Origin of the sequence: Anaerococcus tetradius (assembly GCF_947087635.1) — a bacterium.
Lineage (GTDB): Bacteria > Bacillota > Clostridia > Tissierellales > Peptoniphilaceae > Anaerococcus > Anaerococcus tetradius.
Genome location: NZ_CAMUDP010000001.1, coordinates 19,324 through 34,144, shown reverse-complemented (window position 1 = coordinate 34,144; position 14,821 = coordinate 19,324). Strand labels below are relative to the sequence as shown.

The 14,821-nt window shown below is 35.8% G+C and carries 14 protein-coding genes; 10 read left to right on the top strand and 4 right to left on the bottom strand.

What is annotated here, in order from left to right:
• The first annotated feature begins 2 nt into the window (after nt 1–2).
• The 4 genes from P6936_RS00160 (at nt 3) to P6936_RS00145 (ending at nt 5,357) form a co-directional block, all read left to right on the top strand.
• Complete coding sequence (locus P6936_RS00160) at nt 3–1,760, top strand: V-type ATP synthase subunit A (RefSeq protein ID WP_276880526.1); 1,758 nt, start codon at nt 3–5, stop codon at nt 1,758–1,760.
• Nucleotides 1,760–3,127 (top strand): V-type ATP synthase subunit B, encoded by a 1,368-nt coding sequence (locus P6936_RS00155; RefSeq protein ID WP_004836614.1) that lies wholly within the window; start codon nt 1,760–1,762, stop codon nt 3,125–3,127. The genes P6936_RS00160 and P6936_RS00155 overlap by 1 nt, the downstream gene beginning before the upstream one ends.
• Before the next feature lie 9 nt (nt 3,128–3,136).
• Nucleotides 3,137–3,775: a V-type ATP synthase subunit D gene (locus P6936_RS00150; protein ID WP_004836615.1), complete on the top strand. Its 639-nt coding sequence runs from the start codon at nt 3,137–3,139 to the stop codon at nt 3,773–3,775.
• A gap of 247 nt (nt 3,776–4,022) precedes the next feature.
• Entirely contained in the window at nt 4,023–5,357 is a 1,335-nt protein-coding gene (locus P6936_RS00145) for a hemolysin family protein (RefSeq protein ID WP_276880525.1), read from the top strand.
• Between the two features lie 159 nt (nt 5,358–5,516).
• On the opposite strand, the gene P6936_RS00140 is transcribed toward P6936_RS00145, so the two are convergent.
• The 3 genes from P6936_RS00140 to galE form a co-directional block, all read right to left on the bottom strand.
• Nucleotides 5,517–5,990, bottom strand: a complete 474-nt coding sequence (locus P6936_RS00140; protein ID WP_004836617.1) for a PTS system mannose/fructose/N-acetylgalactosamine-transporter subunit IIB — start codon at nt 5,988–5,990, stop codon at nt 5,517–5,519.
• A gap of 89 nt (nt 5,991–6,079) precedes the next feature.
• The gene (locus P6936_RS00135) at nt 6,080–7,000 is read right to left on the bottom strand and encodes a nucleotidyltransferase family protein (RefSeq protein ID WP_276880524.1); all 921 of its coding nucleotides are present in this window, start codon (nt 6,998–7,000) and stop codon (nt 6,080–6,082) included.
• The gene (galE, locus tag P6936_RS00130) at nt 7,000–8,028 is read right to left on the bottom strand and encodes a UDP-glucose 4-epimerase GalE (RefSeq protein ID WP_276880523.1); all 1,029 of its coding nucleotides are present in this window, start codon (nt 8,026–8,028) and stop codon (nt 7,000–7,002) included. The genes P6936_RS00135 and galE overlap by 1 nt, the downstream gene beginning before the upstream one ends.
• Nucleotides 8,029–8,397: 369 nt before the next feature.
• On the opposite strand from galE, the gene P6936_RS00125 reads away from it, so the two are divergent.
• The 6 genes from P6936_RS00125 to P6936_RS00100 all read left to right on the top strand — a co-directional run bounded on the left by P6936_RS00125 (nt 8,398) and on the right by P6936_RS00100 (nt 14,200).
• Nucleotides 8,398–9,672, top strand: coding sequence for an ABC transporter substrate-binding protein (locus tag P6936_RS00125; protein ID WP_004836620.1), 1,275 nt, complete (start codon nt 8,398–8,400; stop codon nt 9,670–9,672).
• Nucleotides 9,673–9,698: 26 nt separating this feature from the next.
• Nucleotides 9,699–10,610: a carbohydrate ABC transporter permease gene (locus tag P6936_RS00120; protein WP_004836621.1), complete on the top strand. Its 912-nt coding sequence runs from the start codon at nt 9,699–9,701 to the stop codon at nt 10,608–10,610.
• Nucleotides 10,597–11,430, top strand: a complete 834-nt coding sequence (locus P6936_RS00115; RefSeq protein ID WP_004836622.1) for a carbohydrate ABC transporter permease — start codon at nt 10,597–10,599, stop codon at nt 11,428–11,430. Before P6936_RS00120 ends, P6936_RS00115 begins: the two co-directional genes overlap by 14 nt.
• 40 nt (nt 11,431–11,470) lie before the next feature.
• Nucleotides 11,471–12,565, top strand: a complete 1,095-nt coding sequence (locus P6936_RS00110; RefSeq protein WP_004836623.1) for an ABC transporter ATP-binding protein — start codon at nt 11,471–11,473, stop codon at nt 12,563–12,565.
• 40 nt (nt 12,566–12,605) lie between these two features.
• Complete coding sequence (locus tag P6936_RS00105; protein ID WP_004836624.1) at nt 12,606–12,899, top strand: PTS sugar transporter subunit IIB; 294 nt, start codon at nt 12,606–12,608, stop codon at nt 12,897–12,899.
• Nucleotides 12,900–12,967: 68 nt separating this feature from the next.
• Entirely contained in the window at nt 12,968–14,200 is a 1,233-nt protein-coding gene (locus tag P6936_RS00100) for a Gfo/Idh/MocA family protein (protein WP_004836625.1), read from the top strand.
• Between the two features lie 168 nt (nt 14,201–14,368).
• Here P6936_RS00100 and P6936_RS00095 read toward each other — a convergent pair whose 3' ends face one another.
• Nucleotides 14,369–14,755, bottom strand: coding sequence for a PTS sugar transporter subunit IIA (locus tag P6936_RS00095; protein WP_276880522.1), 387 nt, complete (start codon nt 14,753–14,755; stop codon nt 14,369–14,371).
• Nucleotides 14,756–14,821: the final 66 nt, after the last annotated feature.

The following is a 14,821-nucleotide window of genomic DNA, read 5'->3' as shown; positions in this document are numbered from 1 at the left end:
ATTTGAACAAAGGTAAAATTACAAAGGTATCTGGACCATTGATAGAGGCAGAGGGCCTATCCGATGCTAATATTTACGATGTGGTCGAGGTATCAAAAGATAAGCTCATCGGCGAAATAATTGAGATGAGAGGTGATGTTGCCAGTATCCAAGTTTACGAAGAAACAACAGGAATTGGCCCTGGTGATGAAGTAATTTCTACAGGACATCCCCTATCAGTAGAACTTGGACCAGGCATGCTTGAAAGAATGTATGATGGTATCCAAAGACCACTTGAAAAACTTCAAGATCTTGCGGGAGAATTTCTAAAAAGAGGTGTAACTAGCAAGGCTCTTGATCGTGACAAAAAATGGGACTTTAAAGCAACAGCTAAGGTTTCTGATAAGGTAAAAGCTGGAGATATCATAGGTGAGGTAGAAGAAACATCAGTTATAACTCACAAGATAATGGTTCCTTATGGTATAGAAGGCGAAATCAAGGATATACTTTCAGGTGAATTTACAGTCGATGATACAATAGCTATAGTAGAAACAAAAGATGGCGACAGAGAAGTAACAATGATGCAAAAATGGCCAGTAAGAAAGCCTCGTCCTGTTACAAGAAAACTTGATCCTAATGAGCCACTTATTACAGGTCAAAGAGTAATAGACACCTTCTTCCCAGTTGCAAAGGGTGGTACTGCTGCAATTCCTGGACCATTTGGTTCTGGAAAAACTGTAGTTCAACACCAAATAGCTAAGTTTGCTGACGCTGACATAGTAATCTACGTTGGTTGTGGTGAGCGTGGAAATGAGATGACAGATGTACTTAACGAATTTCCTGAACTTATAGATCCAAAAACTGGCGAATCAATAATGAAACGTACAGTTCTTATTGCAAACACATCAAATATGCCAGTAGCTGCCCGTGAGGCTTCTATCTATACTGGAGTAACTCTTGCAGAATACTTTAGAGATATGGGCTACAATGTAGCTATGATGGCGGATTCTACATCAAGATGGGCAGAAGCCCTTCGTGAGATGAGTGGTCGTCTTGAAGAGATGCCAGGAGATGAAGGATTCCCAGCATATCTTGCAAGTAGAATTGCAGACTTCTACGAAAGAGCTGGTAAGGTTGAAGTACTTGGATCTAGGGATGATATAGGTTCACTTTCTGTAATTGGAGCTGTAAGCCCTCCAGGAGGAGACTTATCAGAACCTGTTACCCAAGCGACACTTCGTATAGTTAAGGTCTTCTGGGGACTAGATTACGACCTATCCTACCAAAGACACTTCCCAGCTATAAACTGGCTATCCTCATATTCTCTCTACCAAGAGAAGATGGATAAATATATAGACGGAGAAGTTGATGAGGACTTTTCGAAAAATAGAAAGAGATCAATGAGTCTTTTGCAACAAGAATCAGGTCTTCAAGAAGTAGTAAGGCTTGTAGGTCGTGACGCCCTATCTGATGATGACAAGTTAAAACTTGATGTTACTAAGTCAATCAGAGAGGACTACCTCCAACAAAACGCCTTCCACGATGTAGACACCTACTGCTCACTTAACAAGCAAGATAGGATGCTCGATGCTATTTTATACAACTACGATAAGTCCCTAGAAGCCCTAGCAGCTGGAGTAGATCTTGATAAAATTGAGAAACTTCCAGTTCGTGAGAGAATTACAAGACTAAAACTAATTTCGGAAGATGACCTAGGAAGCATCAAAGAAATTAAAGATGAAATTGATAAGCAAATAGATGAGCTTATAAGGGAGGCATAATGTTAAAAGAATATAAAACAGTTTCTGAAGTAGTTGGCCCTCTTATGCTCGTTGAAGGAGTAGAGGGTGTAAGCTTTGATGAGCTTGTAGATATAGAAATGCAAACAGGCGAGCGTCGTCGTGGTCGTGTAATAGAAATAGAAAAAGATCGTGCCATGGTTCAACTTTTTGAAGGCTCTACTGGTATTAACCTTAAATCTACTTCTGTAAGATTTTTAGGTAGACCTCTTGAGCTTGGCGTATCGGAAGATATGATAGGCCGTGCTTTCAATGGTCTAGGAGAGCCAATAGATGATGGCCCTGCAATAATACCTGAAGAAAAAAGAGATGTAAATGGTACAGCTATCAACCCTGTATCAAGAGATTACCCATCAGAGTTTATTCAAACAGGAATTTCCACCATAGATGGTCTTAATACCCTAGTTCGTGGACAAAAGCTTCCAATATTTTCTGGAAACGGACTTCCACACAACCAAGTAGCAGCACAAATTGCAAGACAAGCTAGAGTTTTATCAGATGATGAAGGCTTTGCGGTAGTCTTTGCTGCCATCGGTATTACCTTCGAAGAAGCACAATTCTTCATGAATGACTTTAGAAAAACTGGAGCCTTGGATAGGTCAGTTCTTTTCATGAACCTTGCTGATGACCCAGCTATAGAGCGTCTATCAACACCAAAGATGGCCCTTACAGCTGCAGAATACCTTGCCTTCGAAAAGGATATGCAAGTATTAGTAATCATGACAGATATGACTAACTACGCAGAAGCCCTTCGTGAAGTATCTGCTGCCCGTAAGGAAGTGCCAGGTCGTCGTGGTTATCCAGGTTATCTTTATACAGACCTTTCAACAATTTACGAAAGAGCTGGAAAACTTCGTGGCAAACCAGGAACAATTACACAAATTCCAATCCTATCCATGCCAGAAGATGATATAACTCACCCAATCCCAGACCTAACAGGATATATTACAGAAGGCCAAATCATCCTTAATAGAGAGCTTTATAACCAAGGAGTTGAGCCACCTGTATCAATCCTTCCATCCCTATCAAGACTTAAAGATAAGGGTATAGGTAAGGGAAAAACTAGGGAAGATCACGCAGATACAATGAATCAAATCTATGCAGCCTACGCATCAGGTGTTGATGCAAGAGAGCTTCAAAAGATTTTGGGTGATTCTGCCCTATCAGAAGCTGACCTTGCCTTTGCAAAGTTTGCCAAAGAGTTTGAAGAAAGATACATCAACCAAGGTTACTACACCAACAGAACTATCGAAGATACCCTAAATTTGGGTTGGGAACTTCTAAAGATTATACCAAAATCAGAGCTTAAGAGAATAGATGATAAGCTAATTGAAAAATATTTAGATTAGGAGCGTGCTATGGCAAGATTAAAAGTAACGCCAACGAGGATGAATCTAAATGCATTAAAAGACAGGCTTGCAACTAGCAAACGTGGCTACAAGCTACTAAAAGACAAGCAAGATGAATTAATGAGACAGTTCTTAGAGCTTATTAGAAAAAACAAAAAATTAAGAGAAGAAGTGGAAAAAGAATTAGAGGATTCTTTTTCTGACTTCCTCATAGCAAGTGCCTTTATGAGCCCAGAATTTATGGAGGAAGCAGTAAGCTTTCCTACCCAAAAACTTGGCGTTGATATAAGTATCAAAAATGTCATGAGTGTAAGGATTCCTAAGATGGAATTTAAGCTAGAAGAAAACGAAAATGCCAGTATGTTTCCTTATGGTTATGCAGAAACATCTGCAGGCCTTGATAAGGCTATAAAGGGTCTAAAAGAAGTAATGGAAAGACTCCTAGAGCTTGCTGAGCTAGAAAAAACTACCCAGCTTATGGCAGATGAGATAGAAAGCACAAGAAGAAGAGTTAATGCCCTAGAATATAGGACTATTCCAGATCTAGAAGAAACAATTAAATATATAAGGGCAAAACTAGAAGAAAATGAAAGGGCTACAATATCTAGACTTATGAAGGTTAAGGATATAATAGCTGAAGAAAAATAAGAGGGCCATAAGGTCTTCTTTTTTTATAAAGAAGATAGGTCTAAAGACTTTAAAAAGCAAAAACCTATCTGCATCAATAAGCTTTACTAGAAAAATACGAGTAAGCTCTGGATTAAACTCTTATTTAATGGCCAAGGGAAAGTTTCTTCTCACTTAAAGAGGGTGGCTTTTTTCTCAATGTTTTTGACAATACAAGCTTTATGTATATAGTCAATATTAGATACATAAAGAATGGAGATAAGATATAATGGAAACCGGACCCTACCATAGCTTAATTACAACATTTACTATAATTTTGTTTTTCTTAATAAATGGATTTTTTACTGCAATTCATACAGGGCTAATTACCCTAAATACATCAAAACTCGAAGAAGATAGCGAAAATGGAGATGATGAATCTCAAGCTATCCTAAAGATTTTATCAGACCAAGATAGGCTGAACCAATCATTCGATATTGTAAATATAATTTTTTCCCTCTTGACCATAGCTTATTTTGCTAAAAGATTAAGGGAAGTAAGCTCAGATGGCTATTTATTAGCGGGGAATTTGCCTATTAGATGGGTAACTATAATATCAATTGTAGTTTATACTATATTGAAGGTCATTTTTGTGGACAAAATCCCCCAAAGGATTGGGGTAAGATTTCCTATGGAGATTACTAGTAAGACGGTAGCTCTCACAAGGCTTACTATATTTTTGACAAGGCCTATGGTCGGACTTACCACATCGGTTACCGATCTTTTTATGAAGATTTTTGGTATAGAGGCACAAAACATCCAAAAACAAGTTACAGGTGAGCAAATAAAATCAATTGTCCAAATTGGAGAAGACCAGGGAATCCTTAGGCCTATGGAATCAAAGATGATTCATTCGATTATGACCTTTGATGACCTTCTAGCAGAGGAGATAATGACTGCAAGAACTGATGTCTTTATGATTGATATAAATGATAAGGATAAGGAATTTCTAGAAGAGTTTACCAAGATTAAACATGCAAGGATACCTGTCTATGAAGATGAACTGGACAATATCCTAGGTATTGTCTATACCAAAGACTACCTCCTAGAAGCTACAAAAACAGGGCTAAGGGGAGTAGACATCAAGAAAATTCTTAGACCTGCCTACTTTGCACCAGACAAGATAGAAACTGATAAACTTTTCTCTGATATGCAAAAAAAACACATCCATATGGCTGTGCTTATAGATGAATATGGAGGATTTTCTGGAGTAGTAACTATGGAAGACCTAATAGAAGAAATCGTGGGAGATATTGACGATAGCTTCGATAACGATATACCAGTAATAAAGGAAAATGGCAGGGAAGTATTTGTCGTTAAGGGCTCCATATCTATTAAGGACTTAAATGAAAAGACAAATATAGCCATTGATGAAGAAAATGAAAACTACGACTCCCTCGGTGGATTTATCATAGATAGGCTTGGCTATATACCAGATGAAAATTCTAATGTAACCATAGAATACAATGGATACGAAATAAAGATACTCTACATTGAAGACAATAGAATAAAGGCTGTTAGACTCAGAAAACTTAAAAATAAAGAAAAAGAGAAGGACCAGTAGACATTGACCAGAGCCCTGAAATCCGAAATATGGATTGAGGGGTTTTTTAAACTTCCCAGAGGACTTTTTAATGAAGCTTGTGGCTATCTAAATTCCTAAAGAGCCCTTTTTCTTTTAAATTCCAAATAAAAAGCCCCGACTATAGTCGGGGAAAAGGTCCTAGAATAGGATATTTTCGTCAGCTGCTTGATCAGAATGAATTGTCCTAATATCTAGGCTTACATTTTTATCCTTTAATTTTTTGAAAAATTCTCTATCTTCCTTGCTTACATAGACATTTTCGTTGATTTCGTCTTTGCCAGGAAGTTGTCTCATATTTCCGACATTCACACTTGTAATATCAAGACCAGCTTCTACTAACTTATAAGCATCTTCTGGGCTTTCAACAAGAATGAGTACCTTGTTATCTTCAAATTTGCTTTCGATTTCTGCTATGGTTCTATCGATAGACCAAAAAATAGCTTCAGCAAAAAGTGGTGTTGCAATATTCATGAGTTTTTGGGCTTGTCTATCATCTACTGTCTTGTCATTAGCTACAAGTATAAGATCAGCTCCCTCAGATTTAACCCATTCTCTACCAACTTGGCCATGAAGTAGCCTATCATCAATTCTAGTAAAAACAATCTCTGCCATAAAATCTCCTTATGAATAATATTTTTTATTGTTTCTCTATTTTATAGACTTATTATAATTTTAAAAAAATATTTGTCAAATGTTTAAATTTAGATATTCCAAATGTCTTTTGGGTAAAGTTTTTCCTCAAACATTTCTTTGAAAGCTTCCTTGGCTGGGGCTAGGTCTTCCTTGTAGGTTATACCAATCCATCTTTCATCAGTAGGAAGTATTGTAACACAAGCCTCATCTTCATTAATAAGTTCAGCTATCATATTTGGGAGTACATACTCGGCATTTGCTAAATCGTCCTTGTTCTTTTCTAGATATCCTATGAAATGTTTTTCACAAAGGCTTATAAATTTTGGGTAAGAAGCCCATAAATTCATAGAAACTAGAGCATCTAGCCTAAGTAAATCAGGACTAAGATTTTCCTTGCTTGAAAGAGAACCATCATCTTCTAGCTTTATTTCGTGAGTTTCGATTATAGTTGTAAGCCTGTTATCCTCATCTCCAACCGAAACTCCTCTAGTTACAGTTCCATTATCTGAGAGGGTATTTCTCAGCTTGTAGCCTGCCATAGCTATTTGAAGTTTGCCATCTTCTATTTCTTTGTGATTAACTAAAAACTCGTGAAGATCTTCGAAAACTTCCTTACCATAATAGTCGTCTGCATTAATTATCAAGAAAGGTTCATTTACCAGCCCCTTACAGGTAAGGACAGCATCAACTGTGCCCCAAGGCTTATTTCTTTCCTTTGGACTAATAAAGCCAGCTGGCAAAGTCATATCTTGGTAGGCATATTCTACATCTATTATTTTTTCAATCCTAGAACCAATTATTTCCTTAAAATCCTTCTCGATTTCTTTTCTTATAATAAAAACAACTTTGCTAAAGCCTGCCTTCATTGCATCAAAAATAGAATAATCTATGATTGTATATCCATTATCGTCCATCTTGGCAAGCTGCTTAATGCCTGCCCCATATCTTGAGCCAATACCTGCTGCAAGAACTACAAGAGTTGTCTTCATCATTTCTCCTTTTTCTCGTATCCGTTAGGATTTTGTGATTGCCATCTCCAAGAATCTTCGCACATTTCCTCTATACCATTACAAGCCTTCCAGCCTAAAAGCTTGTAGGCCTTACTAGCATCTGCATAACATTCGGCTATATCGCCGGCCCTTCTTCCTACAATTTTGTAGGCGATTTTTCTAGACGAAGCCTTCTCAAAGGCCTTAACTACATCAAGAACAGAATATCCCCTTCCTGTAGCAAGGTTAATAATCTCAACTCCGGAAAGTTCATCAAGCTTATCTACTGCTAGGACATGGCCCTTGGCAAGGTCGACTACATGGATATAATCCCTAACTCCAGTACCATCGTGGGTATCATAATCATCTCCATAAATACTTAGACAAGCTAGCTTTCCTATAGCAACTTGGCTTATATAAGGAAGAAGGTTATTAGGAATCCCCTTTGGATCCTCACCGATTTTTCCAGACTTGTGAGCGCCTATTGGATTAAAATACCTTAAAAGAATAACCTTCCAAGAAGGATCTGATGTATATAAATCAGTCATAATTTGCTCCATCATAGACTTAGTCCAACCGTAAGGATTGGTGCAAAGGCCCTTTGGAAAATCCTCTGTTATAGGCACACTTTCTGGATCCCCATAAACAGTAGCTGAAGAAGAAAAGATTATATTCCTTAATCCTATATCATTCATAGCCTTTAAAAGTGATAAAGTACCACTTATATTGTTGTGATAATATTGTAAGGGTTTTTCTACAGATTCGCCTACAGCCTTGAGGGCTGCGCAGTGGATGACCACATCGATTTTCTCCTTAGCTAAAACTTCTTTTAGCCTGTCATAATCAAGGACATCAGCCTCGTAAAAGCTAACTGACTTGCCTGTTATTTCCTCAACCCTATCTATACAAATTCTAGATGAATTAGATAAATTGTCATAAAGGACTACTCCATAACCCTTATCTAAAAGTTCGACTGCTATGTGGGAACCTATATATCCAGCCCCCCCGGTTATTAATACATTCTTCATCGAAATTCCTCATTTCCTGTTTAAACTTATATATATTATATAGCAAATCGCTAACAAAGGCTAGTTAGATATTAAAGCATGTGTAAATAATCTTATATAAAAAAATTTATAGGGTTAGAAGATGATTTGATATGGTAGTATCCAATTTATTAAAAGATATAAGTTTTTTCTTGTTAATATTTTATTTAAAAATTCCAATCTCTGTAAGTGCCTTTAATTTACTGATAAATAAAATTAATATTTTACTTGACTAAATAGCAATGAGGGACTATACTATTTACAAGGTAACTACCATTACTGGACATGAAATCGTTTTGAAAATTTCAAAATCCAAAATTTTCTGTCAACTAATAGTTTTAAGGAGGAAATATGAAAGCTATTAAGAAAATGTTATTCGCAGTTGCTGCTGTTACCATGTTAACAGGATGTAGTGGAAATGAGAGCAAGGATAAGGCTGACAATGGCACTAGCAATAATGGTAAAACTGTTGTTAGAATGGCCATGTGGAACCCTGATCAAATTGAAGTTATGAAGGAGATTGAGAAAAAATACGAAGAAAAACATCCTGATATTGATATTCAAATCGAGGAAACAACTTTCAAAGATCACTTCACAAAACTAGAAACACAAGCACAAGGCCAAGTTATGCCAGATATTTTTACTATGAATGGTCCTAACTTTGTTAAGTTTGCTTCTAATGGTGTTCTAGAACCCCTAGATGAACATATGGATAAGTTGAATTTCAAGAAGGAAGATTTCCCAAAGGGTTTGATTGATCTTTATACATACGAAGGTAAGCTATACGGAATCCCTAAGGATTGGGACCTTACTGCCCTATTCTACAATAAAGAAATATTTGATCAAGCAGGTGTAGAATATCCTAATGAAAACTGGACTTGGGATGATTTTGTTAAGGCAGCTGAAAAATTAACAAACAAAGAAAAAGGAATATGGGGAACTTCTGCTAAGTCTATGACTCAAGAAGGAATATATGATACTATTCCTCAATCTGGTGGATACATTATAAGTGAAGATAAGAAAAAATCTGGATACGATAGTCCAGAAGCTGAAGCAGGAGTTAAGAGATGGACAGATTTAATTGAAAAAGGAATTTCTCCTGATCTAAAAACTCTAACAGACACTCCTGATAATGATTTGTTCAAGGCTGGAAAAATAGCTATGGTTTATCTAGGTAGCTGGAGAGTTCCAGAATTTTTCGGAGATGCAAGCTTCAAGGACAAGGTAGATTTACAAATTATGCCTTTAATAAAGAAAAGAGCAGCTACAATCCATGGTCTTTCTTATGCTTTGGCAAAGGATTCAAAAAATAAGGAACAAGCTTTAGACTTTATGGCATACTTAGCTTCTGAAGAAGTAAATGAGCTATGGGCTAGCAAGGGAACAGTAATTCCTGCTCTTAATAAATCACTAAAAACTTGGGAAGCTTCATATCCAGACAAGAACCTAAAAGCTTATGTTGATGAGCTAGAATATTCAGTTCCTTACCCAGTAAGCAAAAATACACCAGTATGGAACCAATATGAAAATGATGCTATTAACGAAATCTTTTCACTAGAAAGACCAGCAAAAGATTCATTAAAGGATTTAGCTGACAAGATGAATGACGCATTGTCTAAAGAATAATTTATCCTAGAATAGCGAGGTGGGTTATGAAAAATAAGAAAACTAATAAAAAAAGGTATAACTCACAGGCGGTAAAATGGGGGTATTTAATGATACTCCCTGTTTTGCTAGGCCTTACTGTGTTTTACATAATACCATTCTTCCAAAATATTTTTTATTCATTTACTGATTTGAACTCTTTTGGAGTATGGAAGCCAATAGGATTGGCTAATTATAAGGAATTGTTCGCTGATGAAAATTTCTATATGGCACTTAAAAATACTTTTACTTACACAATATTTACTGTTCCTTTATCAATAATAATATCAATGACCGTAGCGAACTTGTTGAATAAAAATATTAAGGGAATAGGAGTTTATAGGACCTTATACTTTTTGCCTGCTGTAACAATGCCGGCAGCAGTTGCTATGATTTGGAAATGGATTTATAATGGTCAATACGGCTTATTGAATCAGCTGATTATGAAGTTTGGTGGTCAACCTAAAGCTTGGCTTGCTGATAACAATACTGCCTTAGCTTGTATTATAGTTGTTGGAATATGGATGAGCTTGGGAATGAATATTATATTTTTCTTAGCTGGCATGCAGTCAATACCTAAGCAATACTATGAAGCGGCTAAGCTTGACGGAGCTAGTGGATTTAAACAATTTTTTACTATAACCTTTCCTTTGCTATCGCCAACCCTCTTGTTTGTAATAACAAAAGATTTGATAGGTAGCTTTCAAGTCTTTGATATTATCTTTATGATGATAAATAAGACTAGTCCAGCTTTAAAAAGTAGTCAATCTATTGTTTATTTATTCTATCAAGCTGCGGTTGATTTTGGTAGAAAAGGTTATGGAGCTGCTGTTGCGACCGTTTTATTTGTTATTATAATTGTCATTACCTTTATACAAATGACATTACAAAAAAGGTGGATAAACAATGTTAAAAACTAGTCAATTCAAGAAAATCTTAATACATTTAGTTCTTATAATTGGAGTTATATTTACGGTTTTCCCATTTTTGTGGATGATTTTAACGTCCTTAAAAACCCTAAGCGAATCCATGGCTATACCTCCAGTAATCTTGCCAAGTGCTTTGCAATGGTCTAACTTTAGCGTTGCTTTAAAGAAAATAGACTTCATCTTACTTTACAAGAACACTGCCTTGTATGCTATTTTTACAACCATAGGTCAGGTAGTTATGTGTACTATGGCAGGCTATGCCTTTGCAAGACTTGATTTCCCATTCAAAAACATTATTTTTATATTGATAATGTCAGTCTTGATGGTGCCGGGTCAAATATTTTTAGTTCCTCAATTTCAAATAATGAACAAATTGAGATTACTAAATACTATAACAGCCTTGGTATTGCCAAGCATGTTTTCAGCTATGGGAACATTCTTGATGAGGCAATTTTTCAGTCAAATTCCTAAAGAATTAGAAGAGGCGGCAAGAATTGATGGCTCAGGTCAATTTAAAATATTTTTTGATATATGCTTGCCTATAGTAAAGCCAGGAATAGTTACCCTTGTAATAACTTGTTTATTATATACTTGGAACAACCTAATGTGGCCTTTGATTGTTAACACCCTACCTGCCAAACAAACTCTAGCAGTAGGCTTGGCAAATATGGCATCTACTGGTCAATACACAGTCAATTTCCCTGTATATATGGCTAGTGCCCTATTATCAATATGGCCAATGATATTGCTTTTTGCTATTTTCCAAAAACAATTTATAGAAAGTCTAGCTCAAAGTGGTATGAAGGGTTAATGTAAAATCGGTATTGTAAGGTAAAAATTAAGGAGAACAGATGAGTAGTATTAAGTTTACCAATGTAAATAAAATCTATGATAATGGCTTTCATGCTGTTAAGGATTTTAATTTAGATATAAGAAATAACGAATTTGTTGTATTTGTCGGCCCATCTGGTTGTGGAAAATCGACAACCTTGAGGATGCTGGCAGGACTTGAAGATATATCTTCAGGAGAGATTGAAATAGATGGAAGGGTCATAAATGATGTTGAACCAAAGGATAGAAATATAGCTATGGTTTTTCAAAATTATGCCCTATATCCTCACATGACAGTCTATGATAATATGGCCTACGCCCTCAAGAATCAAAAAATGGATAAGGATAAAATTAAGGAGAAGATTACTAAGGCTTCAAAGATGCTTCAAATCGAAGATTACCTAGATAGAAAACCTAGCCAACTTTCAGGCGGTCAAAATCAGAGGGTTGCCCTTGGTAGGGCTATGGTTAGAAATCCTAAGGTCTTCTTGATGGATGAGCCTTTATCTAATCTTGATGCTAAGCTTAGAACTCAAATGAGAACAGAGATAAATAAGCTTCACAAGGATTTGAATACTACATTCATATATGTAACCCACGATCAAACAGAAGCTATGACTCTAGGTGATAGGATAGTTGTTATGAATAAGGGACTTGTCCAACAGGTAGATACGCCAGTTAACCTTTATAACAATCCTGTCAACGAATTTGTAGCAGGTTTTATAGGATCACCAAGGATTAATATTATCAATATAAAATTGGAGAAAGACGGCTCACAATTATTAGGCTATGTGGGAAGGCAAAAAATTCTTATGCCAGAAGTTTTGGCGGACAAACTCAAGGCCTATGATAAGGATAGCGTAAATGTAGCCACAAGACCAGAGCATATATATGTAGAAAATTATACAGAAGAAGTAATCACCCTAGAGACTAAAATAGAAGTCGTAGAATCTTTGGGTAGTGAGAAAGTTGTATATTCAAGTTGTGAAGATAATGAAATCATAATTAGAGACTTTATGAATTTAGATTATGAATTGGGATCAAGCTTAGAAGTATATTTGAATGCAAATAAATCCTTCTTGTTTGATCCAGATACAGGAAATAAGATATCTTAATATTAGCAAATTTTATAAATTATTAAATTAGGGAGGAGAGATGAAAATACTAGTTCTTTGCGCAAATGGAATAGCAACATCTATTTTAATGAAAGAAGTTATTAAGAAGGCATTTGAAGAATTAAATTATAAGGGTGAGCTTGAAATAGACCATGGGTCTATAAAGGATAGATCTCCTATAGATGAAGATGTTGACCTTATATTTTGTGCTAAAAACTTTGAAGATAACTTTGAAAAAGAAATTGAAAGCGGAATTAAGGTTATAGGTCTACAAAATATACTATCAACCGATGAAGCTAAAGAAAAGATAATTGAGCACTCTCTTAATAAGTGAGGTCTGTGCTGATAAAATAATTATAAGGCAAGAAAGTATTATATAGTTTAGAATATTGAGGAGTAAAAATGAAAGTTGCAGTTGTTGGATGCGGTAATAGAGGACACGAAGCCTATGCTAAGGAATTGATCCAATACGAGGGGGTAGAGATAGTCGCTGCCCTCGATTGGGATCAAAGAAAACTAGATAAGGTAAAAAAAGAATTTAACATATCAGACGAATACATATTTAAAGATGAGAAAGATTTTTTTGATAAATTAGAAAAGGAAAAGTTTGCCGATACTATAATTATAGCTACCTATGATAGGGAGCACTATGATATAACAATGAAAGCCTTGGATATGAATCTAAATATCCTATTGGAAAAACCCATTTCTCCTATAAGAGAAGAGGTGCTAAATATTGCTAACAAGGCAAAAGATTATGAGAAAGTTTTTATGATTTGCCATGTATTGAGGTATTCACCTTTCTTTAGAAAGATAAAAGAATTGATAGATGAAGGAGCCATAGGTGAGCTTATAAATATTAACCATAATGAAAATATTGGATATTTTCACTTCGCCCACTCTTTTGTAAGGGGTAACTGGAGAAATTCTGTTGAGTCATCTCCTCTTATCCTTCAAAAATCCTGCCACGATATGGATATCCTCCTTTACCTAACAGGTAAGATGCCTAAATCAATATCAGCCTATGGATCCTTGACATATTTCAAAGAGGAAAACCAACCAGAAGGAGCAGCCGACAGGTGTCTAAGCTGTAAATATCAAGACTCATGTATATTTTCTGTCAAGGACTTTTATACTATCGGCAGGGGAAGAGGCTGGAGAGCAGTTGTCGATCCAAAAATTACTGATGAAAGTTTGAAGAAAGCTCTCGAAGAAGGTCCTTATGGAAGATGTGTATTCAAATCAGACAACGATGTCTGTGATCACCAATCCATAGCCATCCAATTCGAAGATGAAGTATCAGCAACCTTTAACCTTTCTGCTTTTGCCAAAGATGTCCACAGAAATATCAAAATCCAAGGGACAAAGGGTGAAATCATAGCTGATGATTTAACTCAAGAAATAAGAGTAAATGTATTTGGTAAAGACGAAGATAGGTTGTTTAAGGTAAACAACATGTTTGGTGGCCATGGTGGGTCTGATAGGGCTATTATCAAAGCCTTCTATGATGCTTGCAATGGCAGCGTCGATGAAGTGAAAACTGGAGCGATGGAAAGTTTGGCAAGCCATTTGATGTGCTTTGATGCCGAAAAATCTAGAAAAGAAAAGCTAATGGTCGAATATAACAAGTATTAAGATATAAAAATCCTAAAACTAAGGATATCCTCCCTCCTCCTAAATAAATTAGGTTTATAAATTTAGTTTTAGTGGAAAAAGGCTCTTGCAGAGTGAATGATCATCTCATCTTTAGAAAAAGCTTCTAGGGTTGAGATATTATTCATACTTTTGCAAGGGCCTTTTTTGCTAGTCAAATAAGTAAATCGATTTTTGTGCTGTATCTATCATTTTTTTTAGAAAAGTATTGATATCCTCGCAATCAAAATTTAGGGCTTGATAGACCATCTCAAAATTCATACCCGTTAAGAAATAGACATTCTTATAGCTAGCTAAACTTAGGACAGCTCTATTGAAAGGGCTTCCCCCTCCTATGTCTGCTAGGACTATTATATTTTCGTAAGTTGAAAGTTCTTGGTAGGCTTTTATAAGTTTTATATCAAGATTATCGTAGCTATCTCCTTTTTTGAAATCGCAAACTCTTAAATTATCGAAATTGCCCGCGATCATCTGAATAGCAGAGTAGATACCAGAGGCGATTTGACCATGACCTGTAAGTATAATTCCATTTTTCATAAGTTTTCCTTTTATTGTTTTTTTCTGTTTTTATTATAAATTAGTTCTCAGTTAGGGTCAATTTAT

Excerpts from the sequence above, each read along its gene's own strand:
- P6936_RS00110 (WP_004836623.1), top strand. The coding sequence starts at position 11,471 with ATGAGTAGTATTAAGTTTACCAATGTAAATAAAATCTATGATAATGGC.
- P6936_RS00155 (WP_004836614.1), top strand. The coding sequence starts at position 1,760 with ATGTTAAAAGAATATAAAACAGTTTCTGAAGTAGTTGGCCCTCTTATG.
- P6936_RS00150 (WP_004836615.1), top strand. The coding sequence starts at position 3,137 with ATGGCAAGATTAAAAGTAACGCCAACGAGGATGAATCTAAATGCATTA.
- P6936_RS00125 (WP_004836620.1), top strand. The coding sequence starts at position 8,398 with ATGAAAGCTATTAAGAAAATGTTATTCGCAGTTGCTGCTGTTACCATG.
- P6936_RS00145 (WP_276880525.1), top strand. The coding sequence starts at position 4,023 with ATGGAAACCGGACCCTACCATAGCTTAATTACAACATTTACTATAATT.
- P6936_RS00100 (WP_004836625.1), top strand. The coding sequence starts at position 12,968 with ATGAAAGTTGCAGTTGTTGGATGCGGTAATAGAGGACACGAAGCCTAT.
- P6936_RS00140 (WP_004836617.1), bottom strand. The coding sequence starts at position 5,990 with ATGGCAGAGATTGTTTTTACTAGAATTGATGATAGGCTACTTCATGGC.
- P6936_RS00120 (WP_004836621.1), top strand. The coding sequence starts at position 9,699 with ATGAAAAATAAGAAAACTAATAAAAAAAGGTATAACTCACAGGCGGTA.
- P6936_RS00105 (WP_004836624.1), top strand. The coding sequence starts at position 12,606 with ATGAAAATACTAGTTCTTTGCGCAAATGGAATAGCAACATCTATTTTA.
- P6936_RS00135 (WP_276880524.1), bottom strand. The coding sequence starts at position 7,000 with ATGAAGACAACTCTTGTAGTTCTTGCAGCAGGTATTGGCTCAAGATAT.
- P6936_RS00095 (WP_276880522.1), bottom strand. The coding sequence starts at position 14,755 with ATGAAAAATGGAATTATACTTACAGGTCATGGTCAAATCGCCTCTGGT.
- P6936_RS00115 (WP_004836622.1), top strand. The coding sequence starts at position 10,597 with ATGTTAAAAACTAGTCAATTCAAGAAAATCTTAATACATTTAGTTCTT.
- galE (WP_276880523.1), bottom strand. The coding sequence starts at position 8,028 with ATGAAGAATGTATTAATAACCGGGGGGGCTGGATATATAGGTTCCCAC.